General features: G+C 62.4%; 27 protein-coding genes and 1 pseudogene. 24 read left to right on the top strand and 4 right to left on the bottom strand.

Going from position 1 to position 25326, the window contains the following annotated elements:
• Positions 1–170 precede the first annotated feature (170 nt).
• The 22 genes and pseudogenes from DLJ53_RS32785 (at position 171) to DLJ53_RS32685 (ending at position 18843) form a co-directional block, all read left to right on the top strand.
• A complete protein-coding gene (locus DLJ53_RS32785) occupies positions 171–599 on the top strand; it encodes a MerR family transcriptional regulator (RefSeq protein WP_083551951.1) in 429 nt (142 codons plus the stop codon).
• 207 nt (positions 600–806) lie between these two features.
• Positions 807–1169 (top strand): SpoIIAA family protein, encoded by a 363-nt coding sequence (locus DLJ53_RS32780; protein WP_111352542.1) that lies wholly within the window; start codon positions 807–809, stop codon positions 1167–1169.
• The gene (locus DLJ53_RS34950) at positions 1169–3145 is read left to right on the top strand and encodes a M23 family metallopeptidase (protein WP_146620171.1); all 1977 of its coding nucleotides are present in this window, start codon (positions 1169–1171) and stop codon (positions 3143–3145) included. Before DLJ53_RS32780 ends, DLJ53_RS34950 begins: the two co-directional genes overlap by 1 nt.
• Before the next feature lie 166 nt (positions 3146–3311).
• Complete coding sequence (locus DLJ53_RS32765; protein WP_202913487.1) at positions 3312–3977, top strand: L,D-transpeptidase; 666 nt, start codon at positions 3312–3314, stop codon at positions 3975–3977.
• A gap of 404 nt (positions 3978–4381) precedes the next feature.
• Positions 4382–5068 (top strand): M23 family metallopeptidase, encoded by a 687-nt coding sequence (locus DLJ53_RS32760; RefSeq protein ID WP_162409793.1) that lies wholly within the window; start codon positions 4382–4384, stop codon positions 5066–5068.
• The gene (locus DLJ53_RS32755; protein ID WP_111352539.1) at positions 5061–5894 is read left to right on the top strand and encodes a heparan-alpha-glucosaminide N-acetyltransferase; all 834 of its coding nucleotides are present in this window, start codon (positions 5061–5063) and stop codon (positions 5892–5894) included. The genes DLJ53_RS32760 and DLJ53_RS32755 overlap by 8 nt, the downstream gene beginning before the upstream one ends.
• 38 nt (positions 5895–5932) lie before the next feature.
• Positions 5933–6568: a transposase gene (locus DLJ53_RS32750; protein ID WP_162409791.1), complete on the top strand. Its 636-nt coding sequence runs from the start codon at positions 5933–5935 to the stop codon at positions 6566–6568.
• 132 nt (positions 6569–6700) lie between these two features.
• Positions 6701–7036: pseudogene (locus DLJ53_RS36245) on the top strand (transposase); the annotation flags it as partial.
• Positions 7037–7381: 345 nt separating this feature from the next.
• Positions 7382–7672, top strand: a complete 291-nt coding sequence (locus tag DLJ53_RS34945; RefSeq protein ID WP_146620169.1) for a hypothetical protein — start codon at positions 7382–7384, stop codon at positions 7670–7672.
• A 387-nt stretch (positions 7673–8059) separates the two neighbouring features.
• Positions 8060–8731: a lytic transglycosylase domain-containing protein gene (locus tag DLJ53_RS32745; RefSeq protein ID WP_211100719.1), complete on the top strand. Its 672-nt coding sequence runs from the start codon at positions 8060–8062 to the stop codon at positions 8729–8731.
• Positions 8716–9006: a TrbC/VirB2 family protein gene (locus DLJ53_RS32740; protein ID WP_111352537.1), complete on the top strand. Its 291-nt coding sequence runs from the start codon at positions 8716–8718 to the stop codon at positions 9004–9006. The genes DLJ53_RS32745 and DLJ53_RS32740 overlap by 16 nt, the downstream gene beginning before the upstream one ends.
• A complete protein-coding gene (locus DLJ53_RS32735) occupies positions 9003–9278 on the top strand; it encodes a VirB3 family type IV secretion system protein (protein WP_111352536.1) in 276 nt (91 codons plus the stop codon). Before DLJ53_RS32740 ends, DLJ53_RS32735 begins: the two co-directional genes overlap by 4 nt.
• A complete protein-coding gene (locus DLJ53_RS32730) occupies positions 9271–11634 on the top strand; it encodes a VirB4 family type IV secretion/conjugal transfer ATPase (RefSeq protein ID WP_111352535.1) in 2364 nt (787 codons plus the stop codon). Before DLJ53_RS32735 ends, DLJ53_RS32730 begins: the two co-directional genes overlap by 8 nt.
• Before the next feature lie 138 nt (positions 11635–11772).
• Positions 11773–12483, top strand: a complete 711-nt coding sequence (locus DLJ53_RS32725; RefSeq protein WP_111352534.1) for a type IV secretion system protein — start codon at positions 11773–11775, stop codon at positions 12481–12483.
• A gap of 5 nt (positions 12484–12488) precedes the next feature.
• Positions 12489–12914, top strand: coding sequence for a hypothetical protein (locus tag DLJ53_RS32720; protein WP_146620168.1), 426 nt, complete (start codon positions 12489–12491; stop codon positions 12912–12914).
• A gap of 28 nt (positions 12915–12942) precedes the next feature.
• Positions 12943–14133: a TrbL/VirB6 family protein gene (locus DLJ53_RS32715; RefSeq protein WP_111352532.1), complete on the top strand. Its 1191-nt coding sequence runs from the start codon at positions 12943–12945 to the stop codon at positions 14131–14133.
• A 59-nt stretch (positions 14134–14192) separates the two neighbouring features.
• Positions 14193–14909: a VirB8 family type IV secretion system protein gene (locus DLJ53_RS32710; protein ID WP_211100717.1), complete on the top strand. Its 717-nt coding sequence runs from the start codon at positions 14193–14195 to the stop codon at positions 14907–14909.
• 2 nt (positions 14910–14911) lie between these two features.
• On the top strand, positions 14912–15676 hold the full coding sequence (locus DLJ53_RS32705) for a TrbG/VirB9 family P-type conjugative transfer protein (RefSeq protein WP_083551866.1): 765 nt from the start codon (positions 14912–14914) through the stop codon (positions 15674–15676).
• Complete coding sequence (locus tag DLJ53_RS32700) at positions 15676–16989, top strand: TrbI/VirB10 family protein (protein ID WP_083551865.1); 1314 nt, start codon at positions 15676–15678, stop codon at positions 16987–16989. Before DLJ53_RS32705 ends, DLJ53_RS32700 begins: the two co-directional genes overlap by 1 nt.
• 5 nt (positions 16990–16994) lie before the next feature.
• A complete protein-coding gene (virB11, locus tag DLJ53_RS32695) occupies positions 16995–17993 on the top strand; it encodes a P-type DNA transfer ATPase VirB11 (protein ID WP_111352531.1) in 999 nt (332 codons plus the stop codon).
• 152 nt (positions 17994–18145) lie between these two features.
• Positions 18146–18430 carry a hypothetical protein gene (locus tag DLJ53_RS32690; protein ID WP_083551863.1) on the top strand — a complete coding sequence of 95 codons (285 nt, stop codon included), beginning with the start codon at positions 18146–18148 and terminating at the stop codon, positions 18428–18430.
• Positions 18427–18843 carry a type II toxin-antitoxin system VapC family toxin gene (locus DLJ53_RS32685; RefSeq protein WP_111352529.1) on the top strand — a complete coding sequence of 139 codons (417 nt, stop codon included), beginning with the start codon at positions 18427–18429 and terminating at the stop codon, positions 18841–18843. Before DLJ53_RS32690 ends, DLJ53_RS32685 begins: the two co-directional genes overlap by 4 nt.
• Before the next feature lie 178 nt (positions 18844–19021).
• Here the strand turns inward: DLJ53_RS32685 and DLJ53_RS36780 are convergent, their stop codons facing one another.
• From DLJ53_RS36780 to DLJ53_RS32670, 3 genes are read right to left on the bottom strand one after another with little or no spacing between them, the layout of a single operon-like run.
• Positions 19022–19501, bottom strand: a complete 480-nt coding sequence (locus tag DLJ53_RS36780; protein ID WP_111352528.1) for a type II CBASS E2 protein — start codon at positions 19499–19501, stop codon at positions 19022–19024.
• A gap of 1 nt (position 19502) precedes the next feature.
• Positions 19503–20702 carry a nucleotidyltransferase domain-containing protein gene (locus tag DLJ53_RS32675; protein ID WP_111352527.1) on the bottom strand — a complete coding sequence of 400 codons (1200 nt, stop codon included), beginning with the start codon at positions 20700–20702 and terminating at the stop codon, positions 19503–19505.
• On the bottom strand, positions 20699–21748 hold the full coding sequence (locus DLJ53_RS32670) for a CBASS cGAMP-activated phospholipase (RefSeq protein ID WP_111352526.1): 1050 nt from the start codon (positions 21746–21748) through the stop codon (positions 20699–20701). Before DLJ53_RS32670 ends, DLJ53_RS32675 begins: the two co-directional genes overlap by 4 nt.
• A 101-nt stretch (positions 21749–21849) precedes the next feature.
• On the opposite strand from DLJ53_RS32670, the gene DLJ53_RS35390 reads away from it, so the two are divergent.
• Both DLJ53_RS35390 and DLJ53_RS32665 read left to right on the top strand, forming a co-directional pair.
• Positions 21850–22128: a hypothetical protein gene (locus DLJ53_RS35390; protein ID WP_162409789.1), complete on the top strand. Its 279-nt coding sequence runs from the start codon at positions 21850–21852 to the stop codon at positions 22126–22128.
• 50 nt (positions 22129–22178) lie between these two features.
• Entirely contained in the window at positions 22179–23276 is a 1098-nt protein-coding gene (locus DLJ53_RS32665; protein ID WP_162409787.1) for an ImmA/IrrE family metallo-endopeptidase, read from the top strand.
• Between the two features lie 253 nt (positions 23277–23529).
• On the opposite strand, the gene virD4 is transcribed toward DLJ53_RS32665, so the two are convergent.
• On the bottom strand, positions 23530–25326 hold a 1797-nt coding region (virD4, locus tag DLJ53_RS32660; RefSeq protein WP_111352525.1), incomplete at its 5' end, for a type IV secretion system ATPase VirD4.

Below are 25326 nucleotides of genomic sequence, written 5' to 3'. Positions count from 1 at the left end.
ACTCAAACTCAACGGATCGTTCGCCTTTGGCTTCAGCTATCCGAACCGCTACATCCTCTAGCCACTGTAGGTTCAAGCCCTGTTGCCCAACGAAGACCGATTGTCACGCCACGGCAATCTCGATGCCTTGGTGCTGAGCTTCGCGGGTAAGATAGCCTTGGAGGATCCTCATGCTGACAATAGGTGCCCTGGGACGGAAGACTGGAACAAAGGTCCAGACTATCCGCTACTATGAGCAAATCGGCCTGATGCCTGAGCCAGATCGCACGGAAGGCGGACAACGTCGGTACGGAGATCGCGAGCAGGATCGGCTTGCATTCATTCGACATGCTCGTCAGCTGGGTTTCTCTCTGGAGGCGATTCGTGAGCTGCTCGATTTGTCGGATCAGCCCAGCAGGCCGTGCGCGGAGGCGGACATTATCGCTCGCCGACAGCTAAGGCAGGTCGAGAAGCGGATCGCCCGCCTCGAGGCGCTTCGGACAGAGCTTGCCCGGATGGTACAAGAGTGTGGGGGTGGCAGCACTGCCGGATGTCGGGTTCTGGAGGTCCTGCGCGACCACTCGGAATGCTTGACCGACCATGAAGGGATAGGCGCTTAAGCGGCAGCTTGGCGTTGCTCCCGCCAAGTCAGGCGGCCCAGAGGGACAAGGCCATCCCCACCTCACGTAATCGTTACGCAGTCGCCAACGAGGATACGGCGGGGTTTGCGGGCTATCAAAGCGCGATTGTCACTCCCGCCCCCTTGAAGCTCTAGTGGCTAGAGCCCCTAAGCTCCGCTGGTTGTCTCCGTGTCGAGGACCACCTTCATGTTCACTGAGTCCTTGAAGGAATATCCTGATATCGTCGGGATCGCTTGCGAGGGAAGTCTCACTGATGATGATCTCTATGGAATTCATATTCTTCTTCAGGAGTCTCTTGCTTCCGCGCACCAACCAGGCCTTGTAGTAGATCTTTCCAGATTTACTGGGTACTCAGATCCAGAAACATTTTCCGAATATGTTCGGATAGACATCATTCATTGGAATGATTTCAGCCGAATCGCCATCGTGGGTGATCAGAAGTGGATGGAGTTGGGAGTTGCGGTTGCGAGTTTCCTGACCCGTGCCGAGATGCGTTGGTTTGATGCCGGCGAAGCGGAGCAAGCCGTCGACTGGGCGCGGCGCGCCTGATGGGACGAAAGCGGTTTGAAACGGGCGGGCGCGAAAGGCTCGACGATTTGGGGGATCTCCCTCCAATCTCCATCGATGCGCAATTCGATCGACGGAGATTCCTGCGTTCTTCCGATCCGACACGGTGGCAACTCGCCTTCCTCGCAATGAGTGTAACATCGACAGTTTTGGTGGCCGGGGCCCTTTGGGCAACGCTTTATAAGGCGCAGCAGCCGGTCATTCTCGATACGATCGTTGCACAAACAGCGCCGCGGAAATCGAACTTCGGTGCGCCATCAGCCAAAGGTGACATTGCGGCGCGGGAGGAACCCGAGGCTATCGACGAGGCGCACGAGACGACGATGGCTGTAGCGGTCGTCAAACAAGAAAGTGAGAAGCAGATTGTTGAAACCAGGCCCTACCGCTTTGTATCTCAGCCCTTTCTTCAATCTCGCGAATCACTAGAAGGAACGATCCCTCCGTACAATCTCGCAAATACGATCAGATCGCTTCCAGAGCCTCTCAAAACGTCGAGTCAAATATATTCCGGCGAACTAAATGCGGATTTTTCTGTCGAAATAACGCCGTTCCCTCAAGATTACGACTTTGATAATGAACAAGATATTGGATCAATGGAGTATGACCTGTCTCATGTTACTAATACTTACTCGAATTCGCACCTAGAAGGCGTCGTTAATAAGAAAGAATTTCAAGAGATGACGTCATCTGACGTTCCTCTCGAGACCTTTACTGACACACTGTACGTGCCATCCAACGTGACAGTCTTGGACGCCAATATTACCTATCTTGTTAAGTCGGCGGATGTATCGGCTCGCTCCCTGAATACTCTCGTCGATCTAGTTCAGCCGAACGATACGATTCGAGACATTCTCATAGGCAGTGGAGTCGCGCCCGCTGAGGCGGAGCGGTCTCGCGAGGTTATGAGTGTCGGCCTCAATGGCGGCACGCTCGAGGCCGGCGATATCGTGGAGATAAACTTTGGTCTCGCGAAGGCGGGTTCATCCGGTAGGCAGATCGAACGCTTCACCGCCTATCGTGACGGAGAGCCGCTCCTGAGTTTCGCCCGGACCGATGCCGGAGATCTCACTGTCGCGCGGCCTACCAGGACGGCACCTCCGCCCATCGCCGAAACCAAACTGCCGGATCCGGGCGGACGCGGCAGCCCGACCGTCTATGAGGGTCTATATCAAGCAGCTTTGACGAAGGGAGTCCCTGAACGTCTGATCGGTGAGCTGATCCGTGCGTTCGCATTCGAGGCCGATCTGACCCGGCCCGTCGGCGCGCACGACCGGATTGAAGTAATTTTCTCCCAGCAAGACGGGGAGGATCGATCCGCCAATGACGCGGCAGGAGAGGAAATCTTGTTCGCCGCGCTTACACTCAATGGTGTTGAGTATCGCGCTTATCGCTTTCAGGATCCGGAGAGCCGCAAGGTCGAGCTCTATGACAAGCGCGGCCGTAGCGTGTCACGTCTGCTCCTGCGCAAGCCGATGGCTGGCGGTGCATTCCGGTCCGGCTTCGGAATGCGCCGCCATCCGATCCTGAAAACCAGCAAGATGCACACCGGCGTGGACTGGGCCGCCTCGCGCGGCACACCGATTTATGCCGCCGGGAATGCGACGGTATCTCGGGCAGGTTGGCAGGGAGGGTTCGGCCGCGCCGTTCAGCTGAGGCTCGAAAACGGCTACGAAGCACTTTACGCGCACATGTCGAAAATCGCCGCCGGCATCAAGGCCGGCAGCTCCGTTCGCCAAGGCGATGTGATCGGATACGTCGGGACGTCAGGGCTCTCGACCGGCAATCACTTGCATTACGAGTTGTCGGTCAACGGCCGACGCGTCGACCCGCTGAGACAGCGCGTCCCCCACGAGCGTGAATTGTCCGGCGATGCACTCCGCGCATTCGAGGAGGAACGCAAGCGCATCGATGCGCTGGACGAGACCGCGCACGGTGATGCGCATCGTTCGATGACGTGAGTCCCAAGATGCCCCACGGATCCGCGCCGAGCACGAAAAAAACCAGGACCGCCCAAGCGATCTCGCTCCGGAGAGAGCACTCACGCACTGCACATCAAAAGCAATTTCATGCCACGCGGTCGCGAGGAGACGGCGCGGCCAAGCCGAGAGCTAGCGAGTGTCACCTATGATCGAAATCTCCCGCCGCACTGTCGTCGCTGGCTTTGGCGCTTTCGCCGTCGCTGGATGTCAAGCGGTACCGGAAGTTCCCGTCACCCCCACGATATCCCCACAGGTGATGGCTATGTATGGGCCGCGGCCCGAGGAGCGCTTTCCGATCCCCACAGTCGACCTTTCGAAGATCGAACCCGAATTCTATCGACGTGAGGTTCTCGATCCGACCGGCGGACGACCGGGAACGATCGTCGTCGACACCGCATCGCGCTATCTTTACCTCGTTCGCGAAGACGGTCGGGCGCTGAGATACGGAATAGGTGTCGGGCGTGCTGGCTTCTCGTGGTCCGGAACCGCGATCATCCGCCGAAAACAGGAATGGCCCACCTGGACACCTCCAGCGGAGATGATCGCCCGCGACCCCGACCTGGAGCCGTACCGGGAAGGCATGGAGCCAAGCCTCAGCAATCCGCTCGGCGCGCGGGCACTCTACCTCTATCAGAACGGGCGGGACACGCTCTATCGTCTGCACGGCACGCAAGAGGCCTATTCGATAGGCCGCGCGGTATCGTCAGGCTGTGTGCGTCTTATTAATCAGGATGTCATCGACCTTTATGACCGAGTACCCGTGGGCACGCGGGTCGTAGTGCTTCCACCCGACGATCAGCCGGCCGCCTGACGGAGGAAGATACGCGAAATATTAATCTGTAAAATATTTGTATTTATAATCACTAAAACTGTACTATTTGCAGATCACCAGAATATTATTCATGGCCTATGATATACCCACCCTAATCTCGCAGGAGTAAAATTGTGAGATTGAAATATAGGTATCCCGGGTGCTTTGTCGTCTCCGCGATATTACTCACGTTGCCCGTCGCTGGATGCTCAAGCTCCAACAGAGGATACAATTCCCCCATTTTCGCGACCTCCACGACCCCCAACCCATCCACGCAGGCCAGTGTCGTCGACAGCAGTCCAAAGGGACGCTCGGGCTCCGCACCCCTCAACACGACGGCCGCGTCGGACGATTCCGTCGCGCCAACTACAAGCCCCCGACCAAGTTCAACAATTGCCAGCCCGTTGAAGAGCTATGACGCTGACGATGGAGGTGGAGGTGGAGACCCAAGTCACGCCGATCGACAAAGGGCGCTCCCAATGCCTAACACAGCAAATAATGTCGACTCGTCTCAAAAATTACAAGACTCCACAAATCAAAATAACCTTTCATCTGAGGCGCATTTGATTGATCGTCAATATCAAAATGAAAATCCTGATGGTGACGCTCAATCAGAATACTCAATTGAAGAATCTGTCGATTCAAAAGATATTTATAATTCTGCTTCTGTGCAACCATCGTCTCGATTGTCATCAGAAGATAAATCAACCCCAATTCGATTCTTTTGGCCTATTAGAGGAAAAATTGTATCAGGATTTGGCATTCAGTCGAACGGAGAAGTTAACAGTGGAATTTATCTAGCGGCCCCGGCCGGCACTCCGGTGCTTGCGGCATCCGCCGGAACTGTAATCTACGCAGGTAATGGCATTAAGGACTTTGGCAATTTGGTGCTCATTCAACACAATAACGGTTGGGTTTCTGTCTATGCTCACAATGACAAAATCAAAGTCCGCCGCGGCGATACGGTAAATAGAGGAGATGCCATAGCAACTGTTGGTCAGACGGGAAAAATAACCTCACCCCAATTGCACTTTGAACTACGAAATAACGCAAAGCCTGTTGATCCGCTCCCAAGAATTACTGATGGCTAGTCCGTATGACGGACGCGGATCAGGTCTCTTGCTCGGTTTGACCGATTTTCGGCGCAGGATGTGCGCTGCATTCTCCAGCAACCTTTTGGACGGACGCAAAGCCTCCGCAACGAGCCGACTAATTGTAGTCGACGCGGTTAGGGGATGCGCCATTACGGGAGTGGTTCTGTTCCACTTGGTTTGGGATCTCGATCTCTACGGTTCTGTCCCTACGGGTTTGGCGACCCATCCTGCCTGGATCGCATTCGGACGCACTCTGGCGGCGACTTTTATGGCGCTGGTAGGTGTCGGGTTAGTGCTCGCTCACCGCAGAGGCTTTCGAATACGAGGATTCGCCAAACGGGTTTTCGCAATCGCAGTTGCCGCGCTCACTGTCACGGGAGCGACATTTCTTTTCGTTCCGGACGCCTTTGTCTACTTCGGGATTCTCCACGCGATTGTTGTCGCGAGTCTCCTTGGCGCTTTACTTCTCGGCCTCGATTCCGCGAGTCTCGCGCAGCTGGGAATCTTCGTGATCCTCGCCGGCATTATGAGTTCCTTCGACGCCTTCAATGCCCCATGGCTCGCCTGGATTGGCTTCTCGTCTTCCGCGCCACCCAGCCTAGACTTTGTGCCCGTATTCCCATGGTTCGGGGTAACACTTCTCGGGATGAGCGCGGCCAAGCAAGGTGCGGTTCACGCGTTAGAGCGAACCTTTCGGAAGTTTCGAAAGGCGCATTTCGTCCGGAGACTGTGTCAAGCCGGCCGTCACAGTCTGGCAATCTACTTAGCTCACCAACCAGTGATTCTTGGTGCGATTGAGTTGGCCCGGATACTTGAGTTATGATTGATTGACTGAAGGAACTTCAGACTCCCAATCGCGGATTGGCCGCACCCAAGCAGCGCAACAGCGACGGCGAGAAGGCCGACATCAAGGCCGGCCGCGTCCCGGAGGTGCGGCAGGGCCATCCGGCGAAGCTGCGCCAGAAGGATCGCGACGCGCGCTGGACGCTGGTCTTCGGCAAGGCGCGCGAGCGCAACGACGGCACGCGCCACGCCGGCATCGCGATCCCATTGTTCGGGTACAAGAACCACATCTCGATCGACCGACGGCACGGCTTCATCCGCCGGTGGGATGTCACCGACGCCGCCGCTCACGACGGCGCCAAGCTGCGCGACGGCCTGCTCGACAGGACCAACACCGCTTCCACCGTCTGGGCCGACAGCGCCTACCGCTCGCAGGCGAACGAGACGTTCATGGAGAGCCACGGGTTCAAGAGCCAGGTCCACCGCCGTAAGCCGCGAGGCCGTCCGATGGCTCCGCACATCCGTCGCGCCAACGCCGCGCGATCGAGTGCCCGCGCCGCCATCGAGCCCGTCTTCGCTCACCAGAAGGGGCCGATGGCGCTCACCATCCGCACCATCGGGATCGCTCGCGCCAAGGCAAAGAGCGGCCTCGCCAACCTCACCTACAACTTCAGGCGCCTCGTCCTGCACGAGCGGCGCCCAGCCCTCGCCTGACCCTGATTTGCAGCCTCGCGGAACAAGACCCCATCCTCCCCCTCTTGCAGAAGCAGCGTCATGACGCCCTGGACGCCGCCGCCCTGCCGTGTCCCGCGAAACGTCGTTCTTCGAGGCGTTCAGCTGCTCTATGTCGTGGGGCTTAACGTGGAGTCGCTGGCACACGCCGTGGTGCTGTCGATCGACGCGAGAAGGGACAGATCCAGGCCCTCGATCGCACTTAGCGCGGCCTACCGTTGAAGAGGGTCGCGGCGCCATCAGGGACCCGCGACTTCAAATGCAACGGCCCAGAACGTTGTTCGCCGCGCTCAACGCCCTGTCCGGCGAGGCCTTCGGGAGAAGGCGCGCTAGCGCCATCAGGATTTCATCCGCTTCCTGAATGCGCCGGAGCGCGCCATCCCGCCGAGTCGGATCGTTCACGTCGTCCTCGACAACGTGTCCCCGCACAAGACGCCCAAGGTACGAGCGGACTGAGGGGCGTCGCCCTGGGACGCCGCGCCCATATCGCAGAACAGCTTAGAGGCGACGACAGATAGGGGGTTGATCCTCCAGCTACTGGAGACTCCATCATCCCCATCCATAAGCGCCCCAGCAGCTGCATGTGAAATCTAGCGTCCGACCGACGCGCCCGCGGCCATTCTCTGGGCACAAGATACACTAAACATCAAATGGACTCATTTTTGAAATTTGATTCATATTGACGTTATGATGCAAATGTGATGTGTAATCATCGCGAACGAACCTGAGTGAGCCGTCGTGGAAACGCGGCATGTGGATCTTTATGCTGACCTCTCTTTGAGATTGGAGGGTCACATGAGGAAGCCAGACACAGAGGGAAAGGTGCTGCTCGGCAATGTTGTGCGACCGTTCTTGGATGCCGGTGGGACACTTCGATATCATCCCATCAGAGATGAGAGCGGTAAGACCCACTGGCTGGTGTTCGGCGTTCGCTCCGACGGAACCGAATCTCAGGTTTTCATCTCAAGGAATGGCGAGCCGAAACGCATTCGCTCTGCCAACGCTGTTTTATCGTATCACCAAAGTATGTTTCCAAACGAAGACGGCGTTTTCATACCGTGGATTCCTACTGAAAAGATCGACTAAAATCGTTCTATTGAAGAAATCGAAGAAGACAAATAAGCTTTTCTATCGAAAATTACATAAGCATCTCGAATTAATATCGTTAATACGCGATTTTCTTTTTGAATATTTTTCCTTCAAAAGGTGTATTTATAGATCCGATATGGGTCATAAGCACCCGCTCATCTGGGAGCGGTCGCAATGAGTCGAGTTCCTTGGCTCGGCGGTGATCCTGATCGTCATTTTCGCAATCTAAGATTGATTCACCCGTACCGGCCGTGGCCTGACCTATATCCTTACTGCCGCGGGATTCAGGGTCGCACCTTTTACCGCCATGGCACGGCCATACGCACTCCCACCCATGCTGGTACTCGATCTTCGCCGGGGAAGAATCCTCGACCTCTTCGCCTGATGCGATCCCTACTCCTTCTACCGATGCTGCTTTGCGTCGACGCGACTCTGTCGATTGCGATGGTCATGGAGTTCGGATCGAACGGCGCCGCGACCCTTGCCGGCGATCCGCGGCAGGACTCTCGGATGACGGTTCCTATATGGACCGACCGCAACCAGTTGCGCGCAATGGCGTACACGATCGGCCTTCGTCACGCAGGAGGGCCGGGACCGCGAACCGCCGGTCTCACTGCCACGGAGTTCGTGGACTTCTTCGTGGCGCTGATCGATCAGGAAAGCGGGTTCGATCCGCAGGCGACTTCGCCGAAAGGCGCGCAAGGTCTCGGGCAGCTCATGCCGGAGACCGCGAACCTCCTCGATGTCTCCGATCCCTTCGATCCCGCCGAGAATTTGGATGGAGCCGCGCGGTACTTCACGGCGCAGCTCGCCCGCTTCGGCGACGTTCGACTGGCGCTCGCCGCCTACAACGCCGGCCCGCGTCGCGTGATCGAGCATGGCGGTGTACCGCCCTTTCGCGAAACGCGGGCATACGTCGCCACCATCACTGCCGCCGCCGGGTACGCGCCGGCGACATCAGAGCCTGAGCGTCGAGTTCCTGTGAGCGGGGCTGCGGTGCGTGAGGTGTCCACCAGCCCTCAAATGCAAAGGAGCGGCGTATGGGAATTCAACTGAAGAAGGCCCGTCACATCGCCGGCCTCGCGACGGTGCTCACCGTGGCGGGTACGAGCGCGGCGATGGCGCAGGATCTCTCGCCGGTCACGAACTTCTTCACCACACTCGGCGAGGCGCTGACGGGGACGCTCGGTCGTGCCATCGGCCTCGTCGCCCTCGCGGGTGTCGGCCTCGCCTTCGCGACGGGCCGCATGAACTGGATGTTCGCCGGTTCGGTTCTCATCGGCCTCGCCATCCTCTTTGGCGCCGCGACGCTCCTCTCCGGATACTCATGAGCCACCCGTGCTTTCAGGCGCTGACGAGGCCCGTGAGCATCGCGGGCCTCCCTATGAGCTACGTGATCATCCTCTTCGGTGTCACGTTCGGGGGCTTCATCGCGACGCTCTCGTTCACCTACTTCGTGGTCACCGGCGTCGTGAGCTACATCGGCCTCCGGCTGCTGGCGAACTATGACCCCCGGATCGCGGACGTCGTGTTCATCACGATGATCCGCACGCCCCTTCCGCCGAGCTGGTTCAAGGGTGAAGGGATCATCTACCGTGCTTGACGTGCAAAGGGGGCATGGCCGCAAGGCCGTGGAGCCCAAAGGCGTCTCGGGTGAGCACATGCTCGCCCGGCACCTGCCCTACGTCGTCCCGATCGGCGACGACGTCGTGATACTCCGCGATGGCGACATCATGGCCGCATTCATGGTGGACGGGATCGAGGCGCTGACGGCCGAGCTGGCCGCAGTCGCCGATCTCGCCGAGGCGCTGGGCGGCGTCATCGCTCAGGCAGGACCGGACGTCGCGTTCTATGTCCATCGACTCTCCAACCCGGCGAGTGTCGCGATGCCACCGATCGATGGCGACGGCTTCGCCGCGGCGGTGGATCGTGCCTGGCAAGCCGACCTTCAGAGTATGGGGCTGCGCTCGCGGCGGATCATGGTCACGGTCGTGGTGCGCCCGATGACGCTGACCAGTCTATGGGCGCGGATCTCCGGCGGCAGCAAACGCGACCTCTTGGCGATGCGCGAGCGGCGCATCGCCCGGCTTAACGAGGTGGTCGGGCACATGATGGGAGCCCTCTCGGCCGCCTCGCCGCGCCGCCTATACCTTGCCGAGGGCGAGTGGCTCGGGGTGTTGCAGGCCTGCGTCTCGGGCATCTACCGGCCGCTTGCGCCGGGGGCTGAATTCCGGCCCTTGGCTGATCTGATGGCGGCATCGCGGGTCGATTTCCGCGACGACACATTCGTCGTCTTCGGCAATGACGCCGACGAAACCCGCTTCGGTGCGGTCTTCACCTACAAGAAGTATCCGACCGAAACGCATGCTGGCGTCTTCGACAGGCTCGATCTGCCACACGACACGGTCGTCACGCACTCTTTCACCCCGATCGAGCAATTTGAGGCGCTGGCGCGCGTCCAGCGGACGGCGCGGCAGATGCGGGCCGCCGACGATGCGGCGCGCTCGCTCGAGGCGCAGCTTGTGGATGCGGCCGACGATCTGGCATCCGGCCGGATCAGTTTCGGCCTGCATCAAGCCTCCATCACCGTCTTTGCCCGCGCTGAGGCCGAGCTCGATGAGAGCGCGTCACGTGTCCGCAGCGCCGGTCAACGCACCGGCGGCGTCGTGGTCCGCGAGGATATCGGCGCGCGCAGTGCCTTCTTCGCGCAGCATCCAGGAAACCACAGCTACCGTGCTCGCGCGGCCATGATCTCGTCGGCGAACTTCGCGGACTTCGCCGCCCTCCACGCGAACGGCGAAGGGCTGAAGCCAGACCGGACGCCTTGGGGCGCACCGATCACGACATTCCGCACGCTCGGCCACGAGCCGCATCGCTTCAGCTTCCATCTGGCTGGCCGACCCGGCGAGCGCACTGTGGGTCACACGCTGATCGTCGGGCGCACCGGCTCGGGCAAGACGGCCGCGATCGCCTTCCTGATGGCCCAGGCGCAGCGGATCGAGCCGCGCCCGCGCATCATTGCGTTCGACAAGGACCGCGGGCTCGAGATGGCCCTCCGCGCGCTTGGGGGAAGCTACTCGGCGGTGCGCATGGGGGAGCAGACGGGCTTCAATCCATTCCGAGCGGAAGGCGATGCCCGGGGCACGGCCTGGCTGACCGATTGGCTTGGGGCGCTGCTGTCGCAGGACGGGGCCGGCCTCTCGCCGATGCAGGCCGAAGCGCTGGCCCAAATGACCGCGAGCAACGCCGACTCCGATCCGGCCTTGCAGACGATCAGCCATTTCCGATCCCAGCTCCGCGGCGTCGACGACAAGCAGGACCTCTACACGCGCATGGCGCAATGGGACGAGGGTGGCCAGCACGCCTGGCTGTTCGGCGGCACCGACGCGGATCCGTTGCACTTCGCCAATGACGTGACCGGCTTCGACCTGACCGAAGTGCTCGACATCCCGAACGTGCGCACGGCTTGGCTGAGCTACGTGTTCCGGCGCATCGAGCAGACAATCGAGGACGGCCGGCCGACTCTCGTCGTGCTCGACGAGGCGTGGAAGCTCCTCGACGACGCGTATTTCCAGAGCCGGTTGAAAGACTGGATGCTGACGATGCGCAAGAAGAACGTCGCGGTCGTCATGCTGACGCAGCGCGTGTCGCACATCGCCGAAAGTCGCGCGGGGAGCTCGATCCTCGAAAGCATCGCCACGACGATCCTGTTTCCGAATTCCCGCAACACGGCAGCGGAGCTCGCACCGCTGGGCCTCACGGATGGGGAACAGGAATTCCTCATGTCGTCGGGGTCCGGCCACCGCTACGCCTCGATCCGCTCCGGCGACAGCAGCGTCTTCGTCGACATGGATCTCGGTGCCCTCGGGTCGCTCCTGACGGGCTTGGTGTCGGGTCCGGGCGACGAGCGTTCGCCGCCTGGCTGGCGAGAGAACCCAGCCTTCTGGAAGGAGCTTTGAGATGTCCGGGAGGATCCTCCTCGCGCTCTTGCTGGCTGCCTCGACGGCCGGATGCGCGAGCTACACCGCAGAGAAATGGCCCTGCAAGAACAAGGCTTGCGCGTGGGCACCGATCAACCAGCGGAGTGTCGTGGTCGAATGAAACGGATGACTATCCTGGCGACGGTCTCGGTGGCTTTGATGGGGGGCCCGGCCGCCCATGCGCAGGGCGTCCCGGTGTTCGACGGCACGGCAGTCGCGCAATTCGTGCAGCAGCTCGAACAGATGCGGCAGGATTACGAGGCGCAGCTCGAGCAGCTCACGAGCCTGCAGGATCAGCTCGAAAGCATCACCGGCGACAAGGGGATCAGCAGCATCCTCAATTCGACGACGGATCAGTTGGCACGCCAGGCGGCGGACAGCCTGACTTCGATCATGGACGGCGCGATTGGCAGCGGCTCGATTGCCGGCGGCAATACGTCGGCTCTGAGCGACCGGATCGGCGAACTGAAAGACACATTCGACCTCGATGATCTCTCGGCCTATTTCGGCTCCGATCTGGCGCAGGACCGCGCACTTGCCACGCAAGCTGGATCGGGCATGGCAACGGTCGCGACGGCCGAGGACACGTACCAGCGCGCCAACGCGTCGATGGAGCGGATCAACAGGCTGATCGACGGCATCGACGCCAACGCCGACCTCAAGGCGAGCCTCGACTACAACACACGGATGATGGCGGAAGTCGCCGTCCTCCTGAACGAGAACCTGCGCCTGCAGGCCGCGATGGCGGCCACGGTCGGCACCGATGCCATCTCGGCTGCCCGCGATCGCACCGCAGGTCGCCGGTTCATGCACGGCACCGAGGAGTAAGATCCATGAAGTCGATCCCATTTACCATCGCCCTGACCGCATCGATGGCCATCCTCGCGGGGCCTGTCTCGGCGGAACCGGCCAATTGGGGCTGCACTGGCGGAAGTGTCGATAGGGATCAGCTCTCGGCACGCTCACCCAACCGAGCGATGGAGCGCGTTCTGAAAGAGTATCAGCTGCGTTGGGACGCCGCGCATGTCCGCCAGCAATGCGAAGCGTTTGCGAAAGGTCAAACTCACGAAATTAGCTGCCTGCGCGGTCGCCGGGATTGGGACGCCATTGAAGCCATGGTGCCCGATGAGTTGTGGGGAATGCCGCGGAAGAAGGTTCGTCCCTACTACCTCGCGCTGCAGGAGGAGGACGACGGGTACAAGGCTGCTCTCGACTACTGCCGGGAGGTTGGCGCGATCCCCAAGGGTTGGGTCCGCTAAGAACGGTGATTTCGAGAGGTAGAGGACGATGGCGACATTTGTTGTCGAGACCCTCGACAAAGTCGACAGTGCCATTGAAGGGTACGCGGAAAGCGTTTTCGCGGATTTTGGTGGCACCGTTTCCGGTCTGATGCAAGCCATGGGCCTCGTCGGCCTTGCCTTCATTGCGTTCAACACCTTGGTCCAGTGGGTGCCGATTCGGGTAACCGAATACACACGCTGGATGGTGCGCTACATCATTGTCCTGACGGTCGCGACGACATGGGCGCAATTCCAGCCGATCTACGACATCGTAACGAACACGCCGGGCGCCATCGGCGCGGAGCTGTTGGGGGCTGTCGATGCGCCCAACCTCAACGTCGCTCTCGACGACATGATTACCGGCCTGTTCGATTTCTCGGAACGAGCCGACGAGGAAAGCGGCTACTTCTCGATCTCTCTAACCTCAGTGCTGGTGTGGGTGGTTGGCGCGCTGATGGCGTGCGTCGCCATCATTGTTTCGGCCATCGCCAAGGTCGGCCTCGCCATGGCGATCAGCCTCGCACCGGTCTTCATCCCGACGCTGATGTTCAAGGCGACCGGCAATCTCTTTGAGAGCTGGGTGCGCTTCACGCTCGGCTTTGCCCTCATCCCTCTCATCCTCGCCGGGGTCATGGGAGCAATCGTCGGCATTGGGCAGGATATGATTTCCGAAGCCGAAGGCGCCTATGAGCTGCAAGAAGCGGCGGGCTTCCTCATCGTCGGCGCGGCGGCGATCTTCCTGATGATCCAGGTGCCGACGCTCGTGAACGGCCTTGCCGGCACGTTCGTCGCGACGGCCAACGGCGTGGCAATGGCCCGTCAGGGTGCAGCCGCTGGCGGCGGCGGCATCAAGAGCGTGACGCAGATGGCGACGCCGCGGGTCCTGCAGACTGCATCGGCCATTGGAGCGGCGCGCAGCGCTGGTGGCGGAGCCGGCTCGCGGATCAGCGCTGCGCTTCAAGATGCCCAGCAAACCTCGGCCGCCATGCACCGCAACCGCGAGATGATCGGCCTTCGCAACCAGGAGCGCGGCCAGCGCACCTCGTTCGGCGAACGCCGTGAGGCGGGGCAGGCGGCGATGATCCAGACCGCCCGCGAGAACCGGAACGATCGCGAGGCCGCAAGGCAAAACCGCACCGCCGCACTCCAGGCTTTGATGCGCTCACCGCAGGGCACAAGGCGTCCGGGCGAAGGCTGATGGCCGATCCCCTCCCCCGCCGTCCTGCCTAGGGGCTTCCCGCACGGCACCGCAGGAATTTGGACGCGCCCCCGGTCGCGTCGCGAAAGGAATCTGTCCGAGTGGCAAAGAGCAGCAACGAGATCGCAACCGGGTTTGCGGATGAAGTATTTTTCGGTCTCCGCCGTCAACGCAATGTCCTGGGCTTCATCGCGGCAGGCAGCATCACGGTCGCACTCACGTCCGTGGTGGCGCTGTGCATCGCGCTGCCGATGAAGGAGATCCGCCCCTACGTGGTGATGGTGGACAGGTCCACCGGCGAGAGCGAGCAGATCGTCACCACCCGGCCCGGCTCCCTGTCGGAGCAAGAGGCCGTCCGCGAGGCGGAGATCGTCCGCTACGTGACCGATCGCGAGACTTATGACGTGGCGGACAACGCCGCGCGCATTCCCATGGTGGCCAACACCTCGGTCGGGCAAGCGAGCTCGTCGCTGCGCGCGCTCTGGAACTCCTCGGCCGAGAACTATCCGCCCAACATCTACGGCACGGACACGCTGATCACCGTCAAGATCGCCTCGATCTCGATGCTGGGTGACACGACGGCACAGGTCCGCTTCACACGACGCCTGGAACGACCCGGCGACAATCCGATCGAGCGCAATTTCGTCGCGACGGTCGGCTTCGAGTTTCGGCCGCGCGTCGAACGCAATCTCGAACAGGTCTGGCAGAACCCGCTGGGGTTCACCGTCACGAACTATCGCGTCGATGCCGAGACCCTTCGCGCCCGGGAGAACTGACCATGGCAATCCGTCGGATGACCCTCGGAATCCTGGCGCTCGTCGCTTCGGTGGCAGCGGCCGAGGCCGAAGTGAAGCCGCTTCCCTACTCAGCCGATCCACGCATCCGCCACTACACCTACAACGAGCACCAAGTGTATCGGCTCGACGTGTACATGAAATTCATCACGTCGCTGCAATTCGCCGCCGGCGAGAACGTGGAGTCCGTGCAGGTCGGCGACAGCGCGTCTTGGCAAATCGTGCGGCTGTCGCGCGGCGACGTGCTTTCGGTGAAGCCGCTGATCGAAAACGCCTACACCAACATGACGGTCTACACGGACCGGCGCGTCTACACGTTCGAGCTGCGCGCCAAGCGTGGCCGTGCGGGTGACCCGAACCTGAGCTATCGCATCGATTTCCGCTATCCGGATGAGGAAGCAGCGCAGCGACGAGCGCAGCAAGAGCGCGCAGCGCGGCCGAAGGACTTCAACTACTTCTACGCGGGCACGGCGCGCAGCATCGTCCCGGTGCAGGTCTATGACGACGGTCGCAGCACCTATTTCCGTTTCGCGCCAGACGCCCCACGGCCCTCGATCTTTGCCGCCAACGCGCGCGGACAGGAAGCCATCGTCAACGTCTCGCAGACCCAAGACGGGTTCGTCGTCTCGCGCACGTCGGACCGTTGGACGCTCCGCCTGGGCGACGAGACGATCTCCGTCGCGCACGGCTCCGTCGCCCGCCGAAGCGGCGCATTCGGGTCAGGCAACGCGCGCGGACGAGACCGCTGATGACGGACGACAAGACCTCAGACCGCGATCGCCTCGTCGAGGAGCGCCGCCGCGCCTTGGAGACCAAACCGAAGGGCAAGCGCTCGCGGGTTCTCATCGGCATTGTGATGGGGGGCGCCTTCGCCGCGCTCTCAGTTGTCGTCCTCGCGCCCGACCAGGTGCGCTCGCTATTGGGTGGTGGCGCCTCCACCAGCGAGACGATGCAGGAAACCTCCCGCATGGATGGCGGCATCTCGACGGAAATCACCCTGCCTGACGATGTGGAGACGTCAATCGTCGATGTGGAGCCGCCGATGCGCCCTGCCCCGACGAGCCCGGCGATCGACGACAGTGCTTATCGATCGCAGATCGCGGCGCTTGAACGGCAGCTGGAGGAGATGCGCACGCAAAGCGGCGATCAGGTCGACAAGATCCGCGCGTTGCTCGATGAGCAGGCCGAAGCGCTGCGTGACCAGTTCGACCGTGAGCGTCAGGTGCAGGAGGCCGAGTACGAGAAGCGCCTGCAGGCCGCGCGCGAGGCGGCAGCGGCCGACAAGCTGAGCGAGGAGGAGGCCGCCGCACGGGCGCGGCTTGAGGAAGAGCGAATGCGCCGTGAGGCGATCGCGCATGAGCAGGTGCAGTCGGACGCGCTGGTGCTCGATGGCGGCGGTGCTGTCGCCGCCGCCTCCTCCGTCCAGAGCGGCGATCGCGAGCGTTCGAGCAATGAAGACTTCATGCGCATCGCCTCGACGCAGAGCTACGATACGGTGCGGGCAACGACGATCGCCAACCCGGGGCGAACCATCGTCCAGGGGACATCGCTCGCCGCGGTGCTCGAGACGGCAGTCTCTACGGAGCTGCCGGGCATCATCCGCGCTGTCGTCTCACACGACGTCTACTCCTACGACGGCGAGAACGTCCTGCTACCGCGCGGGTCCCGGCTGATCGGGAGCTACAATTCCGACGTCTCCATTGCGCAGAACCGGGCGCAAATCGCCTGGAACCGGGCCGTGACGCCGGCCGGCGTGAGTGTCGAGCTCGGCGGCTATGGTGCCGACCAGCTTGGCATGTCGGGCCAGTCCGGCCAGGTCGATACGCGCTTCCGCCAGCGCTTCGGCTCGGCGGCGCTGATCTCCCTCATCACGCTCGGCCCGCAGTTCATTCTGAGAGAAGGGACGAGCGACACGTCACGCGATGCCGCGGAGGATCTGTCGAGCGATCTGGAAGACACGACCCAGGGCGTGATGGCGGAGTACCTCACGCTCGGCCCGGTGATCTATATCGATCAGGGCACCGCGATCTCAGTCATGGTCAACCGCGACCTCGTGTTCTGACAGCCGTGACAGCGCCAGCCAGCCACGCCGAGCAGGGCCTCCTCCCCCTGCGCGCTCCGCTGACTTCCGACGAGGTTAACGAGGTGGTGGTGAACCCCGACGGGCGCATTTGGGTGGAATACGCCTCGCAGTCGCATATGCAGCTTTGGGATGGGGCTATTCCGGCCGCGCGGCTGAAGATGCTCGGCTCACACCTCGCCGGCGAGTCGAAGAACCAGCTTGGACCGCATCATCCCATCGTCTCGGGCCGCGTAAAGGTGTTCGGCCAGTCGATGCGCGTGCAGGTTATCGTGCCGCCGGCGATCGAGGACGGCGTGTCGGTCTCGATCCGCAAGTACCTCTCCCGGGTGCTGCCGGTGACGGAGGTCGCCTTCCTCGAAGGTCGCCAAGTCGACGTCGAAGGCGAGCGGCAAGCCAATCTTGCAGAGCTGGCGGCGCTGGCGGACGAAGGCCGGCTACAGGAGCTGCTGCAAAAGGCGATCAACGATCGGCTCAACATTCTGGTGTCGGGGGGCACGTCGTCAGGAAAGACGACACTCGCCCGCGCGATGCTTTCCCTGAGCGGTCATGCCGAGCGGATGGTGACGATCGAGGACGCGCCGGAGCTGCACCTGCCGCATCCGAATACGGTGCCCCTGATCGCGGACCGGCGCACCGGATCCGAACGCTCGCCGGCGCGGCTCCTCGAAAGCGCGCTGCGCATGCGCCCGGACCGCTTGATCCTGGGCGAGATCCGCGGTGAGGAGGCGTTCAATTTCCTGGAAGCGATCAACACCGGTCATCCGGGATCGATCAGCACCATCCACGCCGACAGTCCTGCGCTCGCGCTCGAACGCCTCGCCATGATGGTGATGCGGGCCGGGATGAACCAGACCCGCCGGGATGTGCTGGACTATGCGCGGAAGACGATCGATCTCATCATCCAGGTCGGCCGACGGGGTGGACAGCGTGGCGTGCTGGAGGTCTATCGACCCTCCTTGAAAGCTGCCCCTCTGCCAGCCTGAAGGGCCAATTCCGGACACGGTAGGAGCCTCGCCGTCATTCAATCAACGGACATGACGGCCCTCATCGGGCCCGCTCGGATAGAGGACAGACCTTGAATCCGATTGTCGGCCGCCCACATTTCCGGTAGTGTTACCGGAAATGGAGCGCGGGTATGTCGTCCACCGAACAATCTGCCGTTACGCGGTGGCGCAAGCGTCGTGAGCGTCAAGGGTTCGTGCGTCTGGAAGTCCAGGTGCGCAAGGACGACGCCTCCTTAGTCCGCGAGATCGCTGCCGCGCTCGGCGACCCGGAGCGCGAGGCTGAGACGCGTGCAATCCTGCGCGAGAAGATCGCTGGTCGGCGCACCGGCGGCCTCAAGGCACTGCTCACCGCCGCGCCGCTCGACGATATTGACCTTGAACGCCAGCGGGACCTCGGCCGCGACGTGTCCTTGTGAGTTTTCTGATCGACACGAATATCATTTCCGAGGTTCGCAAAGGGGGGCGCTGCGACCCCGCCGTCGCAGTATGGTGGGCAGGTGTTGCCGAGGACGCTCTGTGGCTCAGCGCACTCGTGCTGGGCGAGATCCGCAAGGGCGTGGAGCTCGCGCGCCGCACCGATCCTCGCAAGGCCGCAGCGCTTGAGTCTTGGCTCGGCGATGTGGTCACGGACTTCAGCGACCGCGTGCTGCCGGTCGATAGCGCGGTTGCCGAGGAGTGGGGCCGGATGAACGCGATCCGTCCAGTAGCCGTCGTCGATGGGCTTCTGGCCGCGACTGCCAAGACTAACGGCCTTACCCTCGTTACCCGCAACGCCGCGGACGTCGCCGGATTAGGTGTAAACGTGCTGAACCCGTTCGAAACCGAATAGCGGCTCCAGTCACACGCGAGATGCCTCGTCAAAGGATCGTATCGTCGTGGGACTCTATTTTGCCACGGCATGAAGTGCCAATTCCGGACGCAGGCTGCGCGAGGCAGGATCCTTCAAAACGAACGTTAGGCCTCGCGAAAACGACCCTTTTTGAGACACAGCTGAAACCGCCATTTACCTAGGTTGGAGCTTCGAGTCTGCGTCGCAATTGACGGCTTTTGCGGTCGCCCGATGGAGTGTTCGTCGGGTGCTCGCCCCCGCCTTTCCACTCATCAGACCCGAGCCACTCCTCGAAGTAGTAGAGCCAGAGGTAGGTCCACGGGACGATGGTCCGGTCGATCCGCTTCGAGGGTGTCCACTGACCCGACCCGGGTAGGGACAGGCATAAGCGCAAGGGATCGTGGTACACGTGCGGCAGCGGCCGCCCTGCTGCGAGGGCTTCGAGGTCGGGCGCCGTGACTATGACGTTGGGTGAGCCTCCGTCGGCGTAGGAGATCAGGATGTCGTAGTCTCGGCCGAGTGGGGACGGTTGGATGCAGCAGCGCCAGTGAAGGTGGCCCCGCCGGGCGGCGCCGGTGCCGGCGCAGATCGGATTGCTGCGCAGAAACACCAGCTGCTGAGGCAACGTCAGATCTGCGCGCTGCGCTCGGGGCCGCATATCAGTCGCCGAAGAAGACGTTTTTCGGGACCGCTGTCGCGGGGGCCGATGGCGTGAGAGTGAGTCCTACCGCGGGGGCGACCAGAAGCCGATCCGACGTCCGGGCGCTTGAGATCGCTTCCGTCCGCGCATCGATGACGGGGTTTACGACATGGTCGCCGAAGGGCTCACGCAGCCGCTTCGCGATCGTGTCTTCGCCGACCGCGTCGCGCAGCGCCTCGAAGTCAGCCAACGCCTTCGCCTGCCAAGCGTAGAACGCCTCCACACGCTGCGGCTCCGAGTTCCAGCGCTCGGCGAAGTTCTCGCCCGACGTCGTCTCGTTCCAGATCGCGTAGTGCTCGCGACCGCTTCGGTCGTAGTAGCGCTCGATGAAGGCCGGCATCATCCGGATGGCCTCGACCATCACCTCAAGCTCGTCAGCGAACGTGCGGTTCAAAACGCACGCCTCGTAGGCGCGCATTGCAAGTGTCGTGATGACGATCGAGATTGGCGCAACCTCGCCCGGGATCGCCAGGAAATGGACGTCGCGATGGCGCTTCAAAAGCTGCACCGTCCGACGCAAGATACCCTTGACCACTTGCTGCTCTGGGAACGGCGCGACCTGTGCCTCGAGCTGCCGATCGGCCTTGGGTACCCAAAGCCGCGGCTGGAGCGCGGCCCGTCGGCGGAAGAGGTCCCGGTACCCAGGCGGGTTCGTTGGATGCCACGCGCGCAGGTCGCGGTCGGGGACAAGCTGCCCGCCGGAGGAGCACCGCGGGTTCGCGATCGTCGGCGAGATGTCGAGATGGAAGTCGCCAGCGTAGTTCAGCCGCCAGCACCGCTTCTTCGGCTCCAGGATTTTCGCGTAGCCGGCATGCTCCTTCAAGCGATCGCCGACGAGCCGCTTGGCTTCCGCGGGAGCCAGCGTGGCCGGGGCGGTCGCAAGGAAGCAGATCAGATCGACGTCGAATTCGGCTTTGCAGATCGGCCTGACCGATGTGCCGAGCGCCCCAGATCCGTGCAGGTCGATCATCGCAGCAGCGAGGAGAGGATGCTGGCCTTGGCAGAGCCACTCCCCGACGGCTCCGTACGCCACCTTCGCTCGGTCGAACTGCGTCGCCGTCAGTTCGAGCCGTTGGCAGATCGCCTCGAGAATCGTCAGGATCTCGGTCCGGCGGAGGGAGTCCCTCTGGCTCAGGATCGTGCGGGTAAATGCGTTCATCGCGGTTTCTCGAGCTGATGGCAGGGAAGGAACTTGGCGGTGGGTGCGGCGAAGAAGATCGGCTCGAGTTCGGGCTGGGCATGCCGCGCCGCCGCAGCGCCCATGCCGCGGAGACGGCCGATCTGGCTCGTGTCGTCCATGCCGAAGTCCCCCTTCGACATGGTCGGGGAGTAGCGGAAGATCGCCTTCCGCTCGTACTGGTCCCCCGTCAGCAGCTTTGCCATCCCGAGCGCGCCACGTGACTGCCCGCTCATGAAAAGCTTCACCGCGTCGAAGCCGAGACCAATGAACCCCGGCGCCTCGGGCAGGCGATACACCTCGTCCCCGCAGCCGAGACTGAGGATTCGCAGGCTTCTGGCGGGCCATCCAAGCATCGTGATCGCCTCGACAACCGCCAAAGCGATCGGGTTGTTGGCCCAGACGCCGCCGTCCAAAAGGCCGACATTGTCCGCTGTACGGTGGCGCGCGAAGTACGTCGGAGCCATCGCCGTCGCCATCGCGGCCTCGATAGCCGGCTGCTTGTAGTCGTTCTTCAGCCGTTCGTGATGCGCAGTCTTGAAGATGTAGACGCTGCGGTACTCCGGGTCCCACGCCGGAACGAGCAGGCGGGTGTGGGCGTCGCCGATCCGGCGATCGCCCAGTACGTCCTCGAGTTCACGCCGCAGAACCTTCGCGTCGTGCTTCGGACATACGAATTGCCGCGCAAAGGCCACTCGACGCTGGATCCAGCGGGTCGCAGCAGTTCGGCCAGTCTGTCCGAAGATGACGGGTCCGCGCTCGACGTAGAGGTCGCGCAGCTCCTTCGCAGGCAAGCCGAGCGCCAAGCCGATCGCGAGGATGCCGCCGGTCGAGGTGCCGGCGATCAGGTCGAAGTAGCGGCCGATCGGAGCGTCGAGATCGTCCTCGAGCTTGGCCAGGAATGCTGCCGGGCACGTGCCGAGGATGCCGCCCCCGTCGATGCAGAGGATACGCTTCGGCGGCGGATCAGGGTCGCGCGAGGCCGTTTCGGACCAACTATCGCGCTCGGAATCAGCTTGCACGGCCATGACAGCGGTCCCAATTTGGTCCTATCCTGGTCAGATAAGCCGAATCAGGCGACGTTCAAGAGACGTCCCGTTTCGGGATCACTCTCGCGCTAGGCGGGCAGATGAAGGTGATTGGCTTGACACGTCTCCAACCGCTCCAGACGGACGAAACACTTCGCGGCGCGGCTGCTGCGTTCGTCGCAGAGTTGAGAGTGCTGTCCTGCGCACGGATCGAGGACGTCCAGCGGCGTTTTCCGCTCGCGCAGAGCAACGGATGCCGCCTCGCCATCCCGTTGGGGCCGACGCATGTCGTCGATGTCGCGTTCAACGTCGAGCTCGACATGGCGTTGATCGAGAAGGTTGGTCCGACCGACCGAACACGTGCGGGGACGCCCCGGTGAAACTCGTGCCCATCCGATCCACGCGGGACAATGAGCGTGCCCTCGAGCGCATGAGGGAGCTGATCGACAGCTCTGATCCTGCCGCGCAGGACGAGCTCGAGGTGCTGTCCGTGCTGACCGAGCGTTGGGAGAGCGACCGAGCGGCCGTTCCGCCGCCGACGCCGCTCGAAGCGATCCAGTTTCGCATGGCACAAGGCGGGTTGAAGCCGCGGGACCTCGAACCCTACATCGGCTCTCGCTCGCGAGTATCCGAAGTTCTATCCGGCGCTCGTCCACTGTCAATCGACATGATCAGGGCGCTTCACCACCACCTCGGCATCCCCGCGGCATCGTTGATCGGGCTCGAAGTGGAGACGCGCAACGAGCCGCCCGCCCCGTCCAAGGCCGCAATGAAGAAGCTACGGTCCCTTGGCGTCATGGGTCACGCTGAGACGTTTTCCCATTACCTTGAGCGGTCGTTTGCTGGGGCGCCGTCCGCCGCTCTTCTGCGCAAGACGCGAACCGCCCGCACCAACGCGAAGACGGATCAGTCGGCGCTGGCCGCGTGGTGCGGTGCCGTGCTGTTGCAGGCTCGTGCCGTTACGCTGTCGCCGCGGACGATGGAATTGAACCCCCAGTCTGCACGAACCCTTGCCAGCCTGAGCACTCAATCGAACGGTCCCGTGGAAGCCCGCCACCTGCTCGCAAGGATGGGCGTCATCTTGGTAGTAATCGACCATCTACCGGGGACGTACCTCGATGGGGCCGCGCTACGCCGGCAGGACGGCACTCCCGTCGTTGCGCTGACGTTACGCCACGATCGCGTCGACAACTTCTGGTTCACGCTGCTCCACGAGTGTGCCCACGCTTTCCTGCATCTCGGCGGAAACCGGCCGATCATCGTCGATGATCTTGAGGTTGCCGGCGAAGACGACATGGAGGCCGAGGCGGATCGGTTCGCCTCCGATGCCCTGATCCCGCCGGAGGTTTGGACTCGCGCAAACAGACCCGACCTCACGCCGCGCAACGTCCTCGCGATCGCGGAGCGCGCCAACGTTCACCCCGCTATCATCGCGGGCCGCTGGCAACGGGAGTACAGCGACTATCGCCGCTTCTCGCGGATGCTCGGCCGCGGCGAGGTCCGACGGCTTTTTGCTGCTTCCGCGTAGCCGGCTCAAAAACGAACGTTTTCGCTCATTGTCAGCGCCCCGTTTCGGCCGCCTCACTCGGTTGAAGGTACCCCTCCCAAATCCCTCTCGCGAAATCCAAGCTCTCGAAACCTCGATCCCCCGGCGAGTTTTGAGCGAAGTCGGACAACCCACGACCGATGTCCGCTTTCTGATCGGTTCACCGGCGAGTGAACAGCGGCTCTGAGTCAGAGCCTGCAGTCTGATTAAGAACTCGCAAGCGGCAAACCATCATTCAACCCTGGCCGGACTGCGCACGAATTCTCGCCTGGGCCGCTCGGATGTCGTCGCTTCCCGCAGCCCGCAAACGGCTCTGCCGGGGCGGGGCCGCGTCTTCAATCTCGGAATTGGGGCGGACGCCGGGCTCACGTTCTGCGCCGTCGAGTTCGCCATGACGCCAACGCCCTCTCGCTTCCGGGATTCTGGCGAGGATCAGAGCCTGGCGCTGCTGGATCTCGTTCAGCACCTCAAGGGCCTCCGCTTCCCCCTCCTCGACTTGGTCCACGGCGTTGGATTCCGATGCCGGGTCTTCGTTTTTGATCCGATCGGTATCGGCCGCCCCAACATCGTCCGTCTCTTCAGCCTCAGGCTGTATCGGTTTTTCCTCGTTCGTCTCGGCTGCATCGGCTGTCGGCATCTCTCCCTCGCGCTCCGCTTCGGCAGTAAGGCGTTTCGCGAGGAACGGGTTGGTGTCTTCCGGGTAGAGCGAGGGCGGCTCCGGCAGGCGGCCCGTCTGCCCCTCGAACAAGGGCAGAAGCTCCTTGTCCTCGTAGTAGGTCACGCGCTGCGCGAGGACCGGTTTCATGTTCTGCACCAGGGCGACCACTTTGTCGGTCCCCAGCTGCCGCAACTCGGCGGCGCGGATCAGGCGTGTGCCCTCCTCCCGCTCCGAAAAGGACGACATGAACTCGTTTGACCGCCACGACTTCGATTTCGCAACCCGGGTGAAATCGCCGATGGCGCTCGACACGTACTCTGGTGTGTCGTTGTCGGCCGGTGACATGAAGAGCTGCAAGCGGCAGTTCGCCAGGAAAACCGCCGCACCCTCCCGGCCGTAGAGGGCATTGTCGCGGATGCTGGCGAGGGTCTGCACCACGATCATTATGCGCCCGCCGTAGCCGCGCAGGGTCGTGACGGCTTGCTGCAGAACCTCCATCCGGCCGAGCGAAGCGAACTCGTCGAGAAGGAACAGCACCGGATAGGGCTCGTCCGGGCCGGGCTCGGCACGCTGCAGAAGGGCGATGGTCTGCTGGAACATCAGCCGGACCAGCGGTGCCAGCGGCACGATGTCGTTCGGCGAGACGATGACGAAGATCGACGTCGGATCGCGGCGCAGATCGTCGATCCCGAAGTCCGACTCGTCCGTGACGTCCCGAACGGCCGGATCGGCCCAAAGGCCAAGCCCGCCGTCCGCGAGGACGGAGAGGTAGGAGGACAGGATGCGCGACTCCATGCCCGCCATGCGGTTGAAGATCTTCTTCGCCTCCTCGGCCTCGACCTCCCGCGCGAGGCGCTGGAACACCTCGAACGCCTCCCCTGGCTCGGCCAGCGCATCATAGATCGCTCCGATCCGGGGCGTGCCGCGCTCGATGGCGAGCAGCGCCGTCGCGGCAAAGATCTCCCGCGCGCCTTCGAGAAAACCCTGCCCGTTGCCGCGCGCGACGATCAGCGAGGCTGCCAGCCGGCGCGCCTCGGTGAAGCGGCGGCGCGGGTGAACATCGGCGACGTATGCGAGTGGATTGTAGCGATGTGTCCGCCCGAGCGGATCGTAGGGGCTGAACTTGAAGACCCTGTCGCCCATGGCGAGGCGACGCCGCGCGGTCAGCTCGAAATTCTCGCCCTTCACGTCGAGGCAGAATACCGAGCCCTTGTAGGTGAGGAGGGTCGGGATCACGACGCCGACACCCTTGCCCGATCCGGTCGGCGCCGCGATCAGGCTGTGCGGAATATCATGCGAGGTGAAGAACTCGCCCGCGGATCGAGGGCGCGCCAGCTTGCCGTAGATCGGTCCGCGCACGTCCTCGAGCCTGGC

Source organism: Acuticoccus sediminis, from assembly GCF_003258595.1.
GTDB lineage: Bacteria > Pseudomonadota > Alphaproteobacteria > Rhizobiales > Amorphaceae > Acuticoccus > Acuticoccus sediminis.
Note: the sequence above shows the minus strand (reverse complement) of the source record. Positions and strands in the feature narration are given on the sequence as shown.